General features: G+C 65.4%; 15 protein-coding genes and 1 tRNA gene. 7 read left to right on the top strand and 9 right to left on the bottom strand.

Annotated features, from left to right (window positions below; genetic code table 11):
* The first annotated feature begins 42 nt into the window (after positions 1-42).
* Positions 43-801: a substrate-binding periplasmic protein gene (locus ACI1V7_RS21565; RefSeq protein WP_404533903.1), complete on the top strand. Its 759-nt coding sequence runs from the start codon at positions 43-45 to the stop codon at positions 799-801.
* Positions 802-854: 53 nt separating this feature from the next.
* Positions 855-1,214, top strand: a complete 360-nt coding sequence (locus tag ACI1V7_RS21560; RefSeq protein ID WP_404533901.1) for a bleomycin resistance protein — start codon at positions 855-857, stop codon at positions 1,212-1,214.
* 48 nt (positions 1,215-1,262) lie between these two features.
* Here ACI1V7_RS21560 and ACI1V7_RS21555 read toward each other — a convergent pair.
* A tRNA-Leu gene (locus tag ACI1V7_RS21555) sits at positions 1,263-1,347 on the bottom strand.
* A 133-nt stretch (positions 1,348-1,480) separates the two neighbouring features.
* Here ACI1V7_RS21555 and ACI1V7_RS21550 point away from each other — a divergent pair.
* Complete coding sequence (locus tag ACI1V7_RS21550) at positions 1,481-3,448, top strand: APC family permease (RefSeq protein ID WP_404534173.1); 1,968 nt, start codon at positions 1,481-1,483, stop codon at positions 3,446-3,448.
* A gap of 9 nt (positions 3,449-3,457) precedes the next feature.
* Here ACI1V7_RS21550 and ACI1V7_RS21545 read toward each other — a convergent pair whose 3' ends face one another.
* Positions 3,458-3,931, bottom strand: a complete 474-nt coding sequence (locus tag ACI1V7_RS21545) for a hypothetical protein (RefSeq protein WP_404533900.1) — start codon at positions 3,929-3,931, stop codon at positions 3,458-3,460.
* Between the two features lie 289 nt (positions 3,932-4,220).
* Here ACI1V7_RS21545 and ACI1V7_RS21540 point away from each other — a divergent pair, with 289 nt between their 5' ends.
* Positions 4,221-4,823, top strand: a complete 603-nt coding sequence (locus ACI1V7_RS21540) for an FxDxF family PEP-CTERM protein (RefSeq protein WP_404533899.1) — start codon at positions 4,221-4,223, stop codon at positions 4,821-4,823.
* Between the two features lie 59 nt (positions 4,824-4,882).
* On the opposite strand, the gene ACI1V7_RS21535 is transcribed toward ACI1V7_RS21540, so the two are convergent.
* The 6 genes from ACI1V7_RS21535 to hutC form a co-directional block, all read right to left on the bottom strand.
* Positions 4,883-6,637 carry an ArnT family glycosyltransferase gene (locus ACI1V7_RS21535; RefSeq protein ID WP_404533898.1) on the bottom strand — a complete coding sequence of 585 codons (1,755 nt, stop codon included), beginning with the start codon at positions 6,635-6,637 and terminating at the stop codon, positions 4,883-4,885.
* A gap of 112 nt (positions 6,638-6,749) precedes the next feature.
* Complete coding sequence (locus ACI1V7_RS21530) at positions 6,750-7,019, bottom strand: type B 50S ribosomal protein L31 (protein WP_290414480.1); 270 nt, start codon at positions 7,017-7,019, stop codon at positions 6,750-6,752.
* A gap of 207 nt (positions 7,020-7,226) precedes the next feature.
* Positions 7,227-7,499: a hypothetical protein gene (locus ACI1V7_RS21525; protein WP_404533897.1), complete on the bottom strand. Its 273-nt coding sequence runs from the start codon at positions 7,497-7,499 to the stop codon at positions 7,227-7,229.
* 134 nt (positions 7,500-7,633) lie between these two features.
* On the bottom strand, positions 7,634-8,896 hold the full coding sequence (gene rho / locus ACI1V7_RS21520) for a transcription termination factor Rho (protein ID WP_290414478.1): 1,263 nt from the start codon (positions 8,894-8,896) through the stop codon (positions 7,634-7,636).
* Between the two features lie 144 nt (positions 8,897-9,040).
* Positions 9,041-9,367 carry a thioredoxin TrxA gene (trxA, locus tag ACI1V7_RS21515; RefSeq protein ID WP_290414477.1) on the bottom strand — a complete coding sequence of 109 codons (327 nt, stop codon included), beginning with the start codon at positions 9,365-9,367 and terminating at the stop codon, positions 9,041-9,043.
* A gap of 347 nt (positions 9,368-9,714) precedes the next feature.
* Positions 9,715-10,428: a histidine utilization transcriptional repressor HutC gene (gene hutC / locus ACI1V7_RS21510; protein WP_404533896.1), complete on the bottom strand. Its 714-nt coding sequence runs from the start codon at positions 10,426-10,428 to the stop codon at positions 9,715-9,717.
* 178 nt (positions 10,429-10,606) lie between these two features.
* Here hutC and ada point away from each other — a divergent pair, with 178 nt between their 5' ends.
* A complete protein-coding gene (ada, locus tag ACI1V7_RS21505) occupies positions 10,607-11,662 on the top strand; it encodes a bifunctional DNA-binding transcriptional regulator/O6-methylguanine-DNA methyltransferase Ada (protein WP_404533895.1) in 1,056 nt (351 codons plus the stop codon).
* Between the two features lie 49 nt (positions 11,663-11,711).
* Here ada and ACI1V7_RS21500 read toward each other — a convergent pair whose 3' ends face one another.
* A complete protein-coding gene (locus ACI1V7_RS21500; protein WP_404533894.1) occupies positions 11,712-12,413 on the bottom strand; it encodes a transposase in 702 nt (233 codons plus the stop codon).
* 185 nt (positions 12,414-12,598) lie between these two features.
* Between ACI1V7_RS21500 and ACI1V7_RS21495 the strand changes: the two genes are divergently transcribed.
* Both ACI1V7_RS21495 and hutU read left to right on the top strand, forming a co-directional pair.
* Complete coding sequence (locus tag ACI1V7_RS21495; protein ID WP_404533893.1) at positions 12,599-14,281, top strand: amidohydrolase; 1,683 nt, start codon at positions 12,599-12,601, stop codon at positions 14,279-14,281.
* Between the two features lie 86 nt (positions 14,282-14,367).
* The gene (hutU, locus tag ACI1V7_RS21490; RefSeq protein WP_404533892.1) at positions 14,368-16,083 is read left to right on the top strand and encodes a urocanate hydratase; all 1,716 of its coding nucleotides are present in this window, start codon (positions 14,368-14,370) and stop codon (positions 16,081-16,083) included.
* The last annotated feature ends 13 nt before the right edge of the window (positions 16,084-16,096 follow it).

Genomic DNA, 16,096 nt, shown 5'->3' with positions numbered 1-16,096 from the left:
GCCAGCTCATCCATAGCAGGCCCGACGACAAGGGGGCCGTACATGCGATCGACGATTCTTGCTGCGTACCTGGCCGCGACCTGCCTGCAGGCGCAGGCCCAGCCACCGCGCCTATACCTGACCACGGAGGCGCGCTCGGCATATGGCGGGCAGGCGCCCCGGCCACCGGCCGGCGCCGCCACCGACACCGTCCGCGCCGTGATGGCGCGCGCGGGCATCGTCCATTCCCTCGATCCGCTGCCGTGGAAGCGCGCCTATAACACGGCGCTGGAACGGGCCGATGCCTGCGTCTACCCGACCAGCCGCATTCCGGAGCGCGAACGGCAGTTCAAGTGGGTTGGCCCGATCAGCCAGATCGACTGGGTGCTGATGGCGCGCGCCGACCGCGGCATGCAGCTGCGCAGCTTGGACGACGCGCGCGGCCTGCGCATCGGCACCTACCACGGCGACGTGCGCGACCAGTACCTGCACGCACGCGGCTTCGACGTCGACCCGGTGACGGACGACCTGGCCAATCCGCGCAAGCTGATGCTGAACCGCGTCGACCTGTGGGCCACCAGCATCCAGCGCGCCACCGGGACCGTGAAGCGCCTGGGCTATACGGGCAAAATCGTGCCCGTCCTCACGTTCAATCGCACCAGCCTCTACCTCGCCTGCAACCACGCCGTGCCCGATGCCCTGGTGGCACGCATGAACGAGGCGCTGGCATCGATGGAGCGCGACGGCAGCCGACGGGCGATCCTGGAAAAGCATGCCCAGGCGCGGCCGGACGAAGGGCAGGCCGGCGTTCCCGAACGTTGATTCTTTTGCACGAACGGCATATCGTTGAGTCCCTTCCTTCGCACAGGCTTGCAATGACCACGTTCCTCGGCGTATCCCCCTTGATCCCCGCACGCGACGTCGAGGAGGCGATCGCCTTCTACCGCGACAGCATCGGCTTCGACCTGGACTACCGGGACGCCGAACCGGCGCAATTCGCGATCGTCGGGCGCGATGCCGCCCGCCTGCACCTGTTCGCCAGCCAGGACAAGCACCTGGCCGACTGGACCAGCCTGCGTATCACGGTCGAGGGTATCGACGCTTTATATGAACGTTGCCGGCAGGCGGGATGCGTGCATCCGAATGGCGAGCTGGGCGAGCGGCCCTGGGGGACGCGGGAGTTTTCGATCGTGGATCCGTCGGGGGTATGTATCGCGTTCGTGCAGGGAGCGTGACGGCGGAGAAGATGGGATGAGGGCAGGGTGGGATGCGTGGCTTGCGAATGGTGCCTCCGGCCGGAATCGAACCGGCACGCCTTTCGGCGCTTGATTTTGAGTCAAGTGCGTCTACCAATTCCGCCACAGAGGCGCAAGCGCAGGCGCGCATCTTAGCATACGTCATGCCAAACTGACCAGTGTACGCACGGATGTTCTGCGCCCCGGGGACGGCGGGCGTATGATCGGGCTACTCCGACATGGCCGCCTCCGCAGCGGCAGGCATGATGAAGAATAAGAAGATTCGCGAAATCATCCTCGGCAAGCCCCTCGATCCCATGCAGAGCGACACGCGCCACTCGATGGCGCTGGTGGCTTTCCTTGCCTGGGTCGGGCTCGGTGCGGACGGCCTGTCCTCGTCCGCCTACGGTCCGGAAGAGACCTTCCGCGCGCTGGGCACGCATACCCATCTCGGCCTGTACCTGGCCATCGCCACGGCGGTGACGGTGTTCGTCATCGCGCTTGCCTACAACCAGGTCATCGAACTGTTCCCCACCGGGGGCGGGGGCTATCGCGTGGCGAGCCAGCTGGTCGGGCCGTATCTCGGCCTCGTGTCCGGCTGCGCGCTGATCCTCGACTACGTGCTGACCATTGCGATCTCGATCGCGTCCGGCGTGGACGCGCTCGCCTCCTTCCTGCCGCTCGGCTTCCAGCCCTACAAATTGTGGGCCGAGGCGTTCTTCATCGGCCTGTTGATCGTGATGAACCTGCGCGGGCTGAAGGAGGCAATCCAGATCCTGCTCCCGATCTTCCTCGGCTTCGTCGCCACCCACCTGGTGCTGATCGTGTACGGCATCGTCGCGCACGCGTCGCACCTGCCGCAGCTGGTGCCGCAGACGCTCGGCGAGACGCGCGAGCTGGCCGGCAGCATCGGCTGGACCGGCGTGGCGGGCATGCTGATGCTCGCGTATTCGCAGGGCGGCGGCACCTATACGGGGCTGGAGGCGGTATCGAACAACGTCAACCTGCTGGCCGAGCCGCGTGTCCGCACGGGCAAGATGACGATGTTCTACATGGCGCTGTCGCTGGCGATCACGGCCGGCGGCATCATCCTGCTGTACCTGTTGTGGGAGGCGCGGCCGGTCGACGGCGAAACGCTGAATGCCTCGACCTTCCGCCGCATCATCGCCAGCACGGGTCTGGGCGGCGAGATGCTGAACCACGTGCTGCTGGCCACGGTGCTGGCGTTCGAGGCCGGGCTCCTGTTCGTGGCGGCGAACACGGGGTTCCTGGGCGGGCCGTCGGTGCTGTCGAACATGGCGGCCGATTCCTGGGTGCCGCACCAGTTCCGCTACCTGTCCACGCGCCTGGTCACGCAGAACGGCATCCTGGTAATGGGCGTCGCGGCGCTGGCGATCCTGTTCTGGACCCGCGGGCGGGTGACGCTGCTGGTGGTGCTGTATTCGATCTCGGTCTTCCTCACCTTCGCGATCTCGCTGTTCGGCCTGTGCCTGTACTGGTGGCGCCACAGGAAGGAGTCGGGCAAGTTGCGCTGGATGCGGCGCTTCCTGCTGTCGCTGTCCGGCTTCGTGATCTGCGCGGCGATCCTGGCCGTGCTGCTGGTCGAGCGCTTCACGCACGGCGGCTGGGCGGCGGTTGCCATCATCGCGGCCATCGCGGCGCTGTGCATCTATATCCGCAACCATTACCGCGAGACCCGGCGCGCCATCGCCGCCGTCGACGCAGTGTTCGCTCACCAACCTTTCGGGCCCGTGAAGGAGGTCACCGAGCCGGATCCGGAGGCGCGCACCGCCGTCTTCATCGTCGGCAATTCGCGCGGGGGCGGCCTGCATGCGCTGCTGTGGGTGCTGCGCATGTTTCCCGGCCATTTCCAGAATTTCCTGTTCGTGAACGCGCGCACCGTGGATGCCCATGCCTACGGCGGCGAAGGCACGATGGAGCGCATGCGCGCGGATGCGGCCGAGACGCTGGAGTACTTCGTGGATTTCTGCCAGAGCCACGGCATGGCGTCGGCATCGTATATCGGCTTCGGGACGGATGCGGTGGAAGAGGTGACGCGGATGGCCGAACAGATCAGCAGCGAGTTTCCGAATTCGATCTTCTTTACCAGCAAGCTGATCTTCGTGTCCGACAACTGGTTCACGAGCCTGCTGCACAACCAGGCGGCGCTGGCGATACAGCGGCGCCTGCACCTGGAAGGATTGCAGATGGTGATCCTGCCGATGAAGGTCTGAGCGCCCCGCTCAGCAGGCCAGGCGCTTGCGCAGGGCGCGCAGGGCCGGCACCGGGCCGGTGACTTCCAGCGCATGGTCGAGGACGGTCACGGCGACTTCGCGCTGCGGCAGCCTGGCCCAGCGGCGGGCACGGCTGCGGTAGCGCACGGTGCCCGGACTGCGCTCGGCCGGGATGTAGCCCAGCTTTTCCATCGTTTCGTCCAGGGTGCCGACCAGGTGGCAGGCGTGGAAGCGCGTGCTCACTTCCAGCCGCCCAGGCAGTTCTTCCAGCAGCGGCAGCACGCCGCCGGCCAGCACCGGCAGCACGATGTAGCCGAGCGGCGTGGCCGGCTCGACGAGGTGGAACACGAGGGCCAGTGTCGGCAGTCCCAGCGCCAGCAGCAGGGCCAGCGGCGCCAGGCGCTGGGCGCGGACGGAAGGGCGCAAGGGGCGCGACAGACGATGACGGACCGGTTCGATGTCGGAGAACGTGACGCTTTTCATGCTGGGCTCCTTGGCTGGACGGCCCCTGGCACGGACCGCATATGCCATTGTGAAGAAGCGGACTCGGCAGCTTTTTGATTTTCCTCAAGCAGCGTTTTTCCAAAACGAACTGTTTTTAATTGGAAATTTTTTAGGAGGAAGGTTCTTGTTGCTGAGGAATTGGATGAGATTTGTGCGCAATCTAACAGTTGACCAGATGTGCGGAACTTAAGCTTTCATTAAGAATCGGTAAGGAGGTCAGACACCGGTTCCCGACAGCGAGTCCCGACCACTTATCTACGGAACTATCATGAAACTGAAAACTCTCGTCCTGAGCTCCATGCTGGCAGGCGCAGCCTTCGTGACGCAAGCCGCGTCCGCGCAGAACATCACGCCCACCAGCCCGCTGATGACCGTCAGCGACGGTGTCGGCGGCTTCAATGCCTTCTTCGGCGACACGTTCACCGCCGCGCAGGCGGGCACCACGTTCACGGATATCTTTACCTTCAACGTCGCCACGCCGTTCGACGCGGCCGGTTCCGTCACGTCGTCCTACCTGAATACGCCGATGACCAAGGATCTCCTGATCACGGGCCTGAACCTGTACCGCTACGATCCGGCCACCAACGCGATCATCGGCAACGCCATTTCCGGCATCAACAATACCGGCTTCGGCAACCATCCGACTGACTCCTGGTCGCTGGAAGCGTTCGGCCTGCAGAGCGGTTCGTATGCGCTGCGCATCGACGGCCAGGTCGTGGGCGCCGGCGGCGGTTCGTTCGGGGGCGACTTCAACATCTCCCCCGTGCCGGAACCGGCAACCTGGGGCATGCTGCTGGCGGGCCTGGGCATCGTCGGCGCCGCGATGGGACGCCGTACGCCCGCGCTGCGCAAGTCGCAGGCCAAGGCCTGACGCGCCACGCGCAGCCATGAAAAAAGCCGCCCGTGGGCGGCTTTTTTTCGGAGCCGCGCTCAGGGCGCGCGGCGGTACAGGCGGAAGCGTTCGTCGCGGTCGGACGGACGGCGGCCTTCCCACAGCAGCGTCCAGTCGCGCGCACGGAACGGCGCAACCGCTCCGCCGCGCACCGGCACGCCGTTCTGGATCGGCGCGTGCTGGGTCGGGTTCTTGATGCTGTCCTGCAGCAGCATGTAGCTGCAGCGGGTCCCGTCGACCGGCGCGAAGGGCAGGTGGCCGAAGTAGGCGAAGGAAGCGCGCTGGGCCGAGCCGACATTGGTGTCGATGCAGTCGGCATCGGCCGGCAGGCGCGCCGCGATCTGCTGGGCCACGCTGGCATAGCTGCGCGCATAGTTCAGGTCCGGCAGGAACAGCGTCATCAGCAATACCCACAGCAGGATCAGGCCGCCCGAGGACAGCACGACGGCGCGCCACAGCACCGACGGCTGGCGCGACAGGCGCCAGTGCACGAGGAAGATCCAGCCGGCGGTCGCGATGCCGGCGACGGTCACGGCCACGATGCCCACTTCCGGCTTGAAGCCGGGCACCAGCTTGAGGGCATTCTTGGCGAGCTGGGCCGGCCAGCCGGTCAGCTTGGCGACCCAGAACAGCCAGATCAGGCCGCCCAGCAGGGTCAGCACCATCACGGAGAACCAGTCGATCGCGTTGATCGCGCCGCGCTTCATCGTCGGCAGGCCGAACGCGGCCATCAGCGCCATCGGCGGCAGCAGCTTGAGCAGGTCGCCGCTTTCCGGCACCGGATCGCACAGGATCAGCAGGGCCAGCACGCCGACGAAGCAGGTGGGCAGGATGATGTGCAGCAGGCCGCGCTGGCGGCGCCAGGCCCAGGCGGCCCAGGCGGCGAACGGCCAGGCCGGCCAGAAGTACCAGATGCCGACGCGGAAGAAGGCCTTCAGCGACAGCCAGCTCGGGATGCTCAGCTGGCTGGCGTTCCAGGCCAGCCAGTCGACCACCGGATCCATGCCGTAGGGCTGGACGATGGCCGCGGGCACCACCCACAGCATCGGTACCAGCACACCCACGCAGGCGGCCTGGCCGAGGTGGCGCAGCGTCGGCGCCGATGCCATCTTGAGCATGCGCGTGCACAGGTACAGCGCCGCGATCAGCACCAGCGGCGGGGCGAAGCCGCGCGTGATCGCCAGGGCGCCGAGCGCCACGCCGACCAGCAGCGCGTTACGGGTATTCATTTCCTCGATCAGGCGCACCGAGCGGAACAGGAACCACGACAGCAGCGCGCCCTGCAGGGTCACGGCCAGCGTCTCGTGGCTGTGCAGCAGCAGGCCCAGGCTGCCCAGGTAGATCAGGACGGCGGTGTCGGCCAGCGTGCGGCCGTAGTCGGCCGGTTCGGGCTGGCCGCCGAACGCCAGGCGCAACGGCTGCGCTTCGGCGCGCCGTCCCAGGTGGAAGGCGGTATGCCACAGCGACACGGTGCCGAGCACGAAGATGCCGATGGTCGACATGCGCGCCCCCATCACGTCGCCCACCGCCCAGCCGAACAGCTTGATGCACAGCGCGCCCAGCCAGAATGCCAGCGGACCTTCGTCCATGATCGGCAAGCCCGCCACGTTCGGCAGCAGCCAGTCCTGGATGCCGCCGTGGGCCATGGTCCACATGATCCCGAAACTGGCGGCATCGTCCTTCCAGGGGTCGCGCCCGATCAGGCCCGGCAAAATATAGAGCAGGCCCAATGCGTACAAGGCCCAGCGGGGCAAGGCGAGGGTGGCGGCGGCAGGAAGGCGGACTGGTTTCATCGATAACTGATCCAGTAGTTAGTGATGCTGAGTACTCAGGAATGAGTCGCGTAGTATAGCGGCAAAAAAAAAGGAAGCCCGGTGGGCTTCCTTGGCGATCGCAAAGCGCGAATTAGCCGTTGGCGACGGAGGTCTTCGAACCAACCGAGCCGAATTTCTGGCGGAACTTCTCGACGCGACCGGCGGTGTCGACGATCTTGTGCTTGCCGGTGAAGAACGGGTGGGATTCAGCCGAGACTTCGATCTTGACCAGCGGGTATTCTTTACCTTCGTAGTTGATGGTCTCGCGGGTAGCGATGGTCGAGCGGGTGATGAACTTGAAGTCGCACGACAGGTCGTGGAAGACGACTTCGCGGTAATCCGGATGGGTATCAGCTTTCATGATTTGCCTTGAGTTGGTTTGGTAGCCAAACGGCACTTCGTCGGTCGACCTGCTTCTTGACCCGATTGCCGATCACTTGCCAGGGGTGGATACGGAACCGGAGATTATAAGCCAGCCAGGGCTGGGTGGCAACTATCGGGTAAAGCCGCATGGCAGGCGCCTTCCAGCCCCGACGGCGTTGCCGGACGCTGCAGGCAATGCAGGGACTCAGGCGGGGTGCAGGCGGGCCAGCATGGTCAGGATCATGCCGCCGAAGCCGATGACCATCGTGATGGCCGTGGCTGCCATCCACTTGCTCAGGCGCGCGGATTCGCCGTGGATATCGGTCTTGAGCTCTGCCTTCAGTTCCGCCAGGTCGGCTTTGTCGGGCAACATGGTGAGCAGGGTGTCGAAGCGGGTTTCGAGGACCGTCAGGCGCCGGTCGAGCTGCAGGCTGCCGCTGCGTTGGGCTGGCGTGTCGTGCACGTCGTCGCTGGTCATCGTGTTCTCCTTGGTTGTCTGGCACCGATTGTCCGGGCCGGTCTTCCCCAAGGCTTGATCTGCACGAATCGTAGCGCATAAAAAGAAAAGGGCGAGTTCCACTCGCCCTTTTCATTCGATGCCAACGGCTGGGATCAGCCGCCGCGACGCATCAGGTCGAAGAATTCGACGTTGTTCTTGGTCGCGCGCATCTTGTCGAGGATGAACTCCATCGCCTCGATCTCGTCCATCGAGTACAGCAGCTTGCGCAGGATCCAGATCTTCTGCAGCTGGTCCGGCTTGATCAGGAGCTCTTCGCGGCGGGTACCCGACTTGTTCAGGTTGATCGCCGGGTAGACGCGCTTCTCGGCCAGGCGGCGCTCCAGGTGCACTTCCATGTTACCGGTGCCCTTGAATTCCTCGTAGATCACGTCGTCCATGCGCGAACCGGTCTCGATCAGGGCGGTGGCGACGATGGTCAGCGAACCGCCTTCCTCGACGTTACGGGCAGCGCCGAAGAAACGCTTCGGACGCTGCAGCGCGTTGGCGTCGACGCCGCCGGTCAGCACCTTGCCCGAAGCAGGGATCACGGTGTTGTAGGCGCGTGCCAGGCGGGTGATCGAGTCCAGCAGGATCACGACGTCCTTCTTCATCTCGACCAGGCGCTTGGCCTTTTCCAGCACCATCTCGGCGACCTGCACGTGGCGGGTGGCCGGTTCGTCGAAGGTCGAGGCGACCACTTCGCCGCGCACCGAGCGCTGCATCTCGGTCACTTCCTCGGGGCGTTCGTCGATCAGCAGGACGATCAGGGTGACGTCCGGGTGGTTCGCGGTGATCGCGTGGGCGATGTGCTGCAGCATGACCGACTTGCCGGACTTCGGCGAGGCCACCAGCAGGCCGCGCTGGCCCTTGCCGATCGGCGAGATCAGGTCGACGATGCGGCCGGTGATGTTTTCCGCGCCGTTCATGTCGCGTTCCAGGCGCAGCGGGACCGAGGGGTGCAGCGGCGTCAGGTTTTCGAACAGGATGCGGTGCTTCGAGGCTTCCGGCGATTCGCCGTTCACCTTGTCTACCTTGACCAGCGCGAAATAGCGTTCGCCATCCTTCGGCGTGCGCACTTCGCCTTCGATCGAGTCACCCGTATGCAGGTTGAAGCGGCGGATCTGGGACGGCGAGATGTAGATGTCGTCCGTCGAGGCCATGTAGCTCGCATCCGGCGAACGCAGGAAACCGAACCCGTCCGGCAACACCTCGAGCGCGCCGTCGCCGAAAATCTGTTCGCCTTGTTTCGCGCGCTTCTTGAGGATCGCGAACATCAGTTCTTGTTTGCGCAGGCGGGCTGCGTTGTCGATATCCAGGCTGATCGCCATCTCCAGAAGGGCGGAGACGTGCATTGCCTTCAATTCAGATAAGTGCATGTGTCGGGTGTCCCGTGACGGGAAAGTAAAGGTAGGGGAGGGAACTACGTGGGTTGATCAAAGGATGGGATCGGGTCGATCGCCGCTCCGTTCCGAAAACAGGCGGCAGTGCGGGCGCGCTGCCGCCACCTTGGGACTAGTGTATCAGATGTTGCTATCGATGAAAGCCGTCAGCTGGCCTTTTGCCAGGGCGCCGACTTTCTGTGCCGCTGCCTGGCCGTTCTTGAACAGGATCAGGGTCGGGATGCCGCGAATGCCGAACTGGGCCGGAACCGCCTGGTTCGCGTCCACGTCCATCTTGGCGATCTGGATCTTGCCGCCGTATTCCTTCGCAACTTCTTCCAGGATCGGGGCGATCATCTTGCAAGGGCCGCACCACTCGGCCCAGAAGTCGACCAGCACGGGCAGGTCGGACTTCAGAACGTCGGTTTCGAAAGATGCATCGCTGATGTGTTTGATGTTTTCGCTCATGTTTTCCTCAATGTGAGGTAGGTCAATTAACGCCTGAGAGGATATCGGAATCTTGAAAACCTATCAGCCGATCCCGTACTTGTCAGACTAGTCTGCACCACAATGGTGGAGGCACTGTGTGCGACATTCAATAGTGGAAGAGCTGCAAGAGGATGTCAGGCGGGGATTAATCGGAATAATAACCGATTTTTTCGCAACGTGTTCGTGAGCTTTGTACAAAAGCTAAACCCGCTTGCAGCCTTTGTAAAAAGTGCCGGGCGGCGCATTGACCTTCCTCATTATCCGGCAATTCCACCCGGATGGACAGGCCCCGGCGTATTTATTTTGCGCCGTGGCCCAAACGACATTCATACGCTGCCGGTGAACTTGTACAGGTGGCCGGGATGCCACATCGTCACCACCGACGCCACCCGTCCCTGCGAGGTGGTACGGCGCTTGAGCACGAGGCACGAGGTGCCGGCACCGATGCCCAGCATCTCGGCCACGTCGCGCGGGGCCGGCAACGCCTCGATGCTGTAGGTGGCGCCCTGCAGCGGTGCGGCGATCATCAGGTGCTCGTTCGGGGTGGTGCGGGAAAAATCCTGCTCCAGGTAGGCCGGCGCGCAGGCCGGGTTGACCCAGCGGTCCTCGACCTGGATCGGCTCGCCGTTCTCGGCATGCACGATCAGCGAATGGAACAGGACCGTACCGGGCTCGAGCGCGAACTGGTGCGCCAGCGCCTCGCTCGCGGGACCACGCTCGAGCAGCAGCGGCCGGCTGGCATGCACGTGGCCGCGGGCGCGTACCTCGTCGGCGATGTTGCGGATCTCCAGGGTGGCCTGGTATTTTTGCGGCGCCACATAGGTGCCCGATCCCTGGCGCCGCGTCAGCACCTGCTCCGCCGTCAGCTCGCGCACCGCGCGGTTGACCGTCATGCGGGAGACGCCGAACTGGCGTACCAAGGCCTGCTCGGACGGCACCAGGTCGCCTTCCTTCCAGCGGCCGGCGGCGATCTCGCCGACCAGGTAATCCTTGATGCGCTGGAAAATGGGCGTGCCATCCTGCGCGCTGTGCTGTTCCAACCTGCTCTCCAATCCATGTCATGCGCCGCCGCGGCGCGGCATCCGGAACGGATTGTCCGGCAGCGCCAATTCGAAAGCAAGAGCCGGGATGACGCACCCCATGAATATCGCTACGATGGCGCCACGGATTCGCCACCGATCCACGCCTGCACCTACATCTATGTTCGAGAGGAATGCCATGGACCAGCCAGACTACGCCAGCGACGACGCCCGCTGGGACGCCGTGCAGCGGCGCGAGCCGGCGGCCGACGGCCGGTTCTATTACTCGGTGCGCAGCACCGGCGTGTACTGTCGTCCCTCGTGCGCGTCGCGCGCCGCCTTGCGCGCCAACGTCGCCTTCCACGCCAGCTGCGCGGATGCCGAAGCGGCCGGTTTTCGTCCCTGCCTGCGCTGCAAGCCGGACCAGCCGCCGCTGGCCCAGCGCCAGGCCGCCGTGGTGGCGCAGGCCTGCCGCCTGATCGAGGCCGCGGACGAGATGCCGGACCTCGACACGCTGGCGCGCGCCTGCGGCATGAGCCGCTTCCACTTCCACCGCGTCTTCAAGGCCCATACCGGCATCACGCCGAACGCCTATGCCGCCGCGCGCCGCGCCGAACGCGTGCGCCAGGCGCTGGGACAGGGCGCGCCCGTCACCGACGCCCTCTATGCGGCAGGCTGGCAGTCGAGCGCGCCGTTCTATGCGGCGGCGGGCCAGCAGCTGGGCATGGCGCCGGGGCGGTATCGCAAGGGCGGGGAGGGCGAGACCATCGCCTATGCGCTCGGCGCCTGTTCGCTGGGTACCGTGCTGGTGGCGTCGACCGCGACGGGCATTTGCGCGATCCTGATCGGCGACGCCGAAGCGGCGCTGGTCGAGGATGTGCGCGGGCGCTTCCCGAACGCCGCATTGGCGCCCGCGTCACCCGATTTCGCGCAGACGCTGGCCCGGGTCATCGCCTTCGTCGACGCGCCACGCGCCGTCTTCGACCTGCCGCTGGACGTGCGCGGCACCGTCTTCCAGCAACGCGTGTGGGACGCACTGCGCCGCATTCCGCCCGGCGAGACGATCAGCTACACCGAACTGGCCGAGCGCGTGGGACAGCCCGCCGCCGTACGCGCCGTCGCCGGCGCCTGCGCCGCCAATCCGGCAGCGATCGCCATCCCCTGCCACCGCGTGCTGCGCAACGACGGCGCGATCTCGGGCTACCGCTGGGGTGTGGAGCGCAAGTGCGCACTACTGGACCGCGAGCAAGACTAAATTCGGGGTCAGAGCACAATTTCGGCTTAATTCGGGGTCAGAGCACTTTTTATGGCAAGTTCCGATCAGCTATTTTCGGCCTGCCGCGCCGACTTGTCTTCGGGGCATGCCCTAACGTGGTACGGACGTGCTCCGCAAACGAAGCAGAACCCAATGGCGCATTGCTATTGCTTGCATCGCGAATTTGACGCATCACCCCGTCCGGAATGATCTCGCCGAACAGATGGCGGTAGCTCGCCCTGCGCTCGGACGCATGCGTGCCCAATCCCATGTAGACGAGATGCGGCGTGATCAGCGGATCGGCCTCGCCCAGCGCGTTGGCGCGATAACTCGACCAGCGGTAGGACGCAGGATCCTCGACCATGCGTGCCCTCACCGGATTCAGTTCGATGTAGCGCTGGCAGATCAGCAGGTAACGCTCGTGATCGACCAGGCACGACCGGAATCTGCCCTCCCACAGGGTTCCGGTGCGCTCGTGGCGACGGTTGAAGTACTGCACGTAATGCTGGCCCAATCTGCGCATCAGCACGCTTGGTCCGTCCGCACTGCCGGACGACAGCAGCAGGTGGACGTGATTACTCATCAGTACGTAAGCATGGATCTGGCAAGAAGCGATCGCGGCGTATTGGCCGAGCAGCGTCAGGTAGACAAGGTAATCCGCTTCGCTTGTAAAACATGGAACGCGGTTGTTTCCGCGCTGGATGATGTGAAGAGGGATGCCGGGGAAAACCAGGCGTGGGTGGCGTGCCATGCGATCGATGTCCTGATTGGTGAAGCCAAGAACATATCGATAGCGTTGGTCAGAACACTGGATGCATCTCAATGTCGCACGTACTGTTTCCACAAAAAGTGCTCTGACCCCGAATTAAGCTGAAATTGTGCTCTGACCCCGAATTTCGCTACACTCAGCGTTTGCCCCCATTACCGGAGACCCCGATGCGCTTGCGCCAGCTTTCCCTGCACTGTTCCCTGTTCGTCCTCGCGTCCTGCGGCGCGCTCGCGGCGGCGCATGCCGATACCGTGATCGACAATGCCAACGGCTACACGCTCAATGCGAAGGGCGACGTCGTCCAGTTCGCGTCGCTGGCGTTCGACGACAAGGGCCGCATCGTCGCGGTCGGGACGGCGCAGGACGTGGCGGCGAAGGCGCCGAAGGCGAAGCACGTCGACATGCGGGGACGCACGGTGCTGCCGGGCCTCATCGATGCGCACGGCCACGTGTTCGGCCTGGGCGAGATGCTGACCCAGCTCGACCTCTCCGCCACCACCTCGCTGCCGCAGGCGCTGCAGGCGATCGGCGACTACGACAAGGCCAATGCGCGGGGCGATGCGAAGGCCTGGCTGCGCGGGCGCGGCTGGAACCAGGAGAACTGGAAGCTGGGCCGCTTCCCGACGGCCAGGGAACTCGACGGCGTCGTGAGCAACCGCCCCGTGTGGCTCGAGCGCGTTGACGGCCACGCCGGCTGGGCCAACAGCCGCGCGCTGGCGCTGGCCGGCATCACGGACAAGACGCCGGATCCGGTGGGCGGCAAAATCGTGCGCGATGCGGACGGTGTCGCCACCGGCGTGCTGGTCGACGCGGCCCAGGACCTGATGAAGAAAGTGCTGCCGCAGCCGACCGAGCAGGATGGCCGCGCCATGCTCGACAAGGCCTTGCAGAAGATGGCCAGCGTGGGCCTCACGAGCGCCCACGATGCCGGCATCACCGTCGCCCAGGACAAGCTGTACCGCGACTACGCCGACCACGGCAAGCTGACGGCCCGCATCTACGCCATGATCGGCGGCACCGGCCCCGATTTCGACCAGCTGTCGAAGAACGGCCCGCTCGAGAGCTACGGCCGCGACATGTACGCGCTGCGCGCCGTGAAGCTGTATTCGGACGGTGCCCTGGGCAGCCGCGGCGCCGCGCTGCTGGCGCCGTACAGCGACGATCCGCACTCGCACGGCCTGCTGTTCAACACCAACGAGCAGATCGACGCGATGATCGGCAAGGCGATGAAGAAGGGCTACCAGGTCAACGTGCACGCGATCGGCGATGCCGGCAACCACCAGATCCTCGATACCTTCGCCAAGGAGATCCCGGCCAACCATGGAGAGAATCTGCGCAACCGCATCGAGCATGCCCAGATCGTGACGCTGGACGACATCCCGCGCTTCAAGACCATCGGCATCGTGCCCTCGATGCAGCCGACCCACGCGACCTCGGACAAGAACATGGCCGAGCAGCGCGTTGGATCCGAGCGCATCAAGGGCGCCTATGCCTGGCGCACCTTCCTGGCCCAGGGTTCGCGCATCGCCTGCGGTTCCGACTTCCCGGTCGAGGCGCCGAACCCGTTCTTCGGCATCCACGCCGCCGTCACGCGCCAGGATGCGGGCGGCCAGCCGATCGCGGGCTGGTACCCGGAACAGGAGATGTCGCTGAAGGAAGCGTTCCGCTGCTTCACGCTCGATGCCGCCTGGGCCGGCCACCAGGAAAAGAACCTGGGCACGCTGGAAGCGGGCAAGTATGCCGACTTCATCGTGATCGACCGCGACCTCTTCAAGATGTCGCCCTACGATATCTACAAGACCGGCGTGCTGGAAACTTGGGTCGCCGGCCGCCAGGTGTATAAGAAATAAGCGCAAACGCCACGTCAAAATGGATTGACGTGGTTGTATAGACAACCTAGACTGCTCTTCGACCGTCAACCGTCGAGGAGCAGACCATGGTCCAGTCCATCCCGCAGCCGCACGAAGCCGATCCGCGCTTCGATCCCACCCGCGTCATCACCGCCCCGCGCGGCAGCCAGCTCGCCTGCAAGAGCTGGCTGACCGAGGCGGCCTACCGCATGTTGCAGAACAACCTGGATGCCGAGGTGGCGGAAAACCCGCAGCGCCTCGTCGTCTACGGCGGCATCGGCCGCGCCGCGCGCGACTGGGCCAGCTTCGACCAGATCCTGGCCTCGCTGAAGGAACTGGACGACGACCAGACCCTGCTGATCCAGTCCGGCAAGCCGGTCGGCGTGTTCCAGACGCACCCGGATGCGCCGCGCGTTCTGCTGGCGAACTCGAACCTGGTGCCGAAGTGGGCGAACTGGGAACACTTCAACGAGCTCGATCGCAAGGGCCTGTTCATGTACGGCCAGATGACGGCCGGCAGCTGGATCTACATCGGCACGCAGGGCATCGTGCAGGGCACCTACGAGACCTTTGCCGAAGCCGGGCGCCAGCACTTCGGCGGCGACATGGCGGGACGCTGGATCCTGACGGCGGGCCTGGGCGGCATGGGCGGCGCGCAGCCGCTGGCGGCCAGCTTCGCCGGCGCCGTCTCGCTCACCGTCGAGTGCCGCCAGGCCAGCATCGATTTCCGCCTGCGCACGCGCTACCTCGACAAGCAGGCGCGCAACATCGACGAGGCGCTGGCCATGATCGCCGAGCACAAGGAACGCAGGGAAGCCGTCTCCATCGGCCTGCTGGGCAACGCCGCCGACGTATTGCCGGAACTGGTGCGCCGCGCCAGGGAGGGCGGCCTGGTGCCGGACCTCGTCACCGACCAGACCTCGGCCCACGACCTGATCCACGGCTACCTGCCGCGCGGCTGGACGCTCGACCGGTGGGAAGACGCCCAGCGCGACCCGGCCCGCCACGCGCAACTGAAGGAGGCCGCGGCCGCATCGTGCGCCGCGCACGTGCAGGCGATCCTCGACTTCAAGGCGATGGGCGCGCAGGCGGTCGACTACGGCAACAACATCCGCCAGGTGGCGCTGGACGCGGGCGTGCAGGATGCCTTCGTCTTCCCGGGCTTCGTCCCCGCCTATATCCGCCCGCAATTCTGCGAGGGCAGGGGACCGTTCCGCTGGGTCGCGCTGTCGGGCGACCCCGAGGACATCTACAAGACGGACGCCAAGATCAAGGCGCTGTTCCCGCAGCACGCGCGCGTGCACCGCTGGCTCGACATGGCGCGCGACCGCATCGCCTTCCAGGGCCTGCCGGCCCGCATCTGCTGGCTGGGCCTGGGCGAGCGCCACCTGGCGGGCCTCGCATTCAACGAGATGGTGCGCAGCGGAGAACTGAAGGCGCCCATCGTGATCGGGCGCGACCACCTGGACACGGGCTCCGTCGCGAGCCCCAACCGCGAGACCGAGGCGATGCGCGACGGCACCGACGCCGTGTCCGACTGGCCCCTACTGAACGCCATGCTGAACACGGCCGGCGGCGCCACCTGGGTGTCGCTGCACCACGGCGGCGGCGTCGGCATGGGATACTCGCAGCATGCGGGCGTCGTCATCGTCGCCGACGGCACGGAAGCGGCGGACAAGCGCCTGGCGCGCGTGCTGGTCAACGACTGCGCCTCCGGCGTGATGCGCCATGCCGATGCCGGCTACGAATTGGCGATCGAGACGGCGAAGCGCTTCGGCCTGACCCTCCCCATGATCAAGTAACCCAGCAAGAGAA

The sequence above is a fragment of the Massilia paldalensis genome, from assembly GCF_044901715.1.
GTDB classification, from domain to species: Bacteria; Pseudomonadota; Gammaproteobacteria; order Burkholderiales; family Burkholderiaceae_D; genus Telluria; species Telluria paldalensis.
This window is presented reverse-complemented; position numbering and strand designations above follow the sequence as displayed.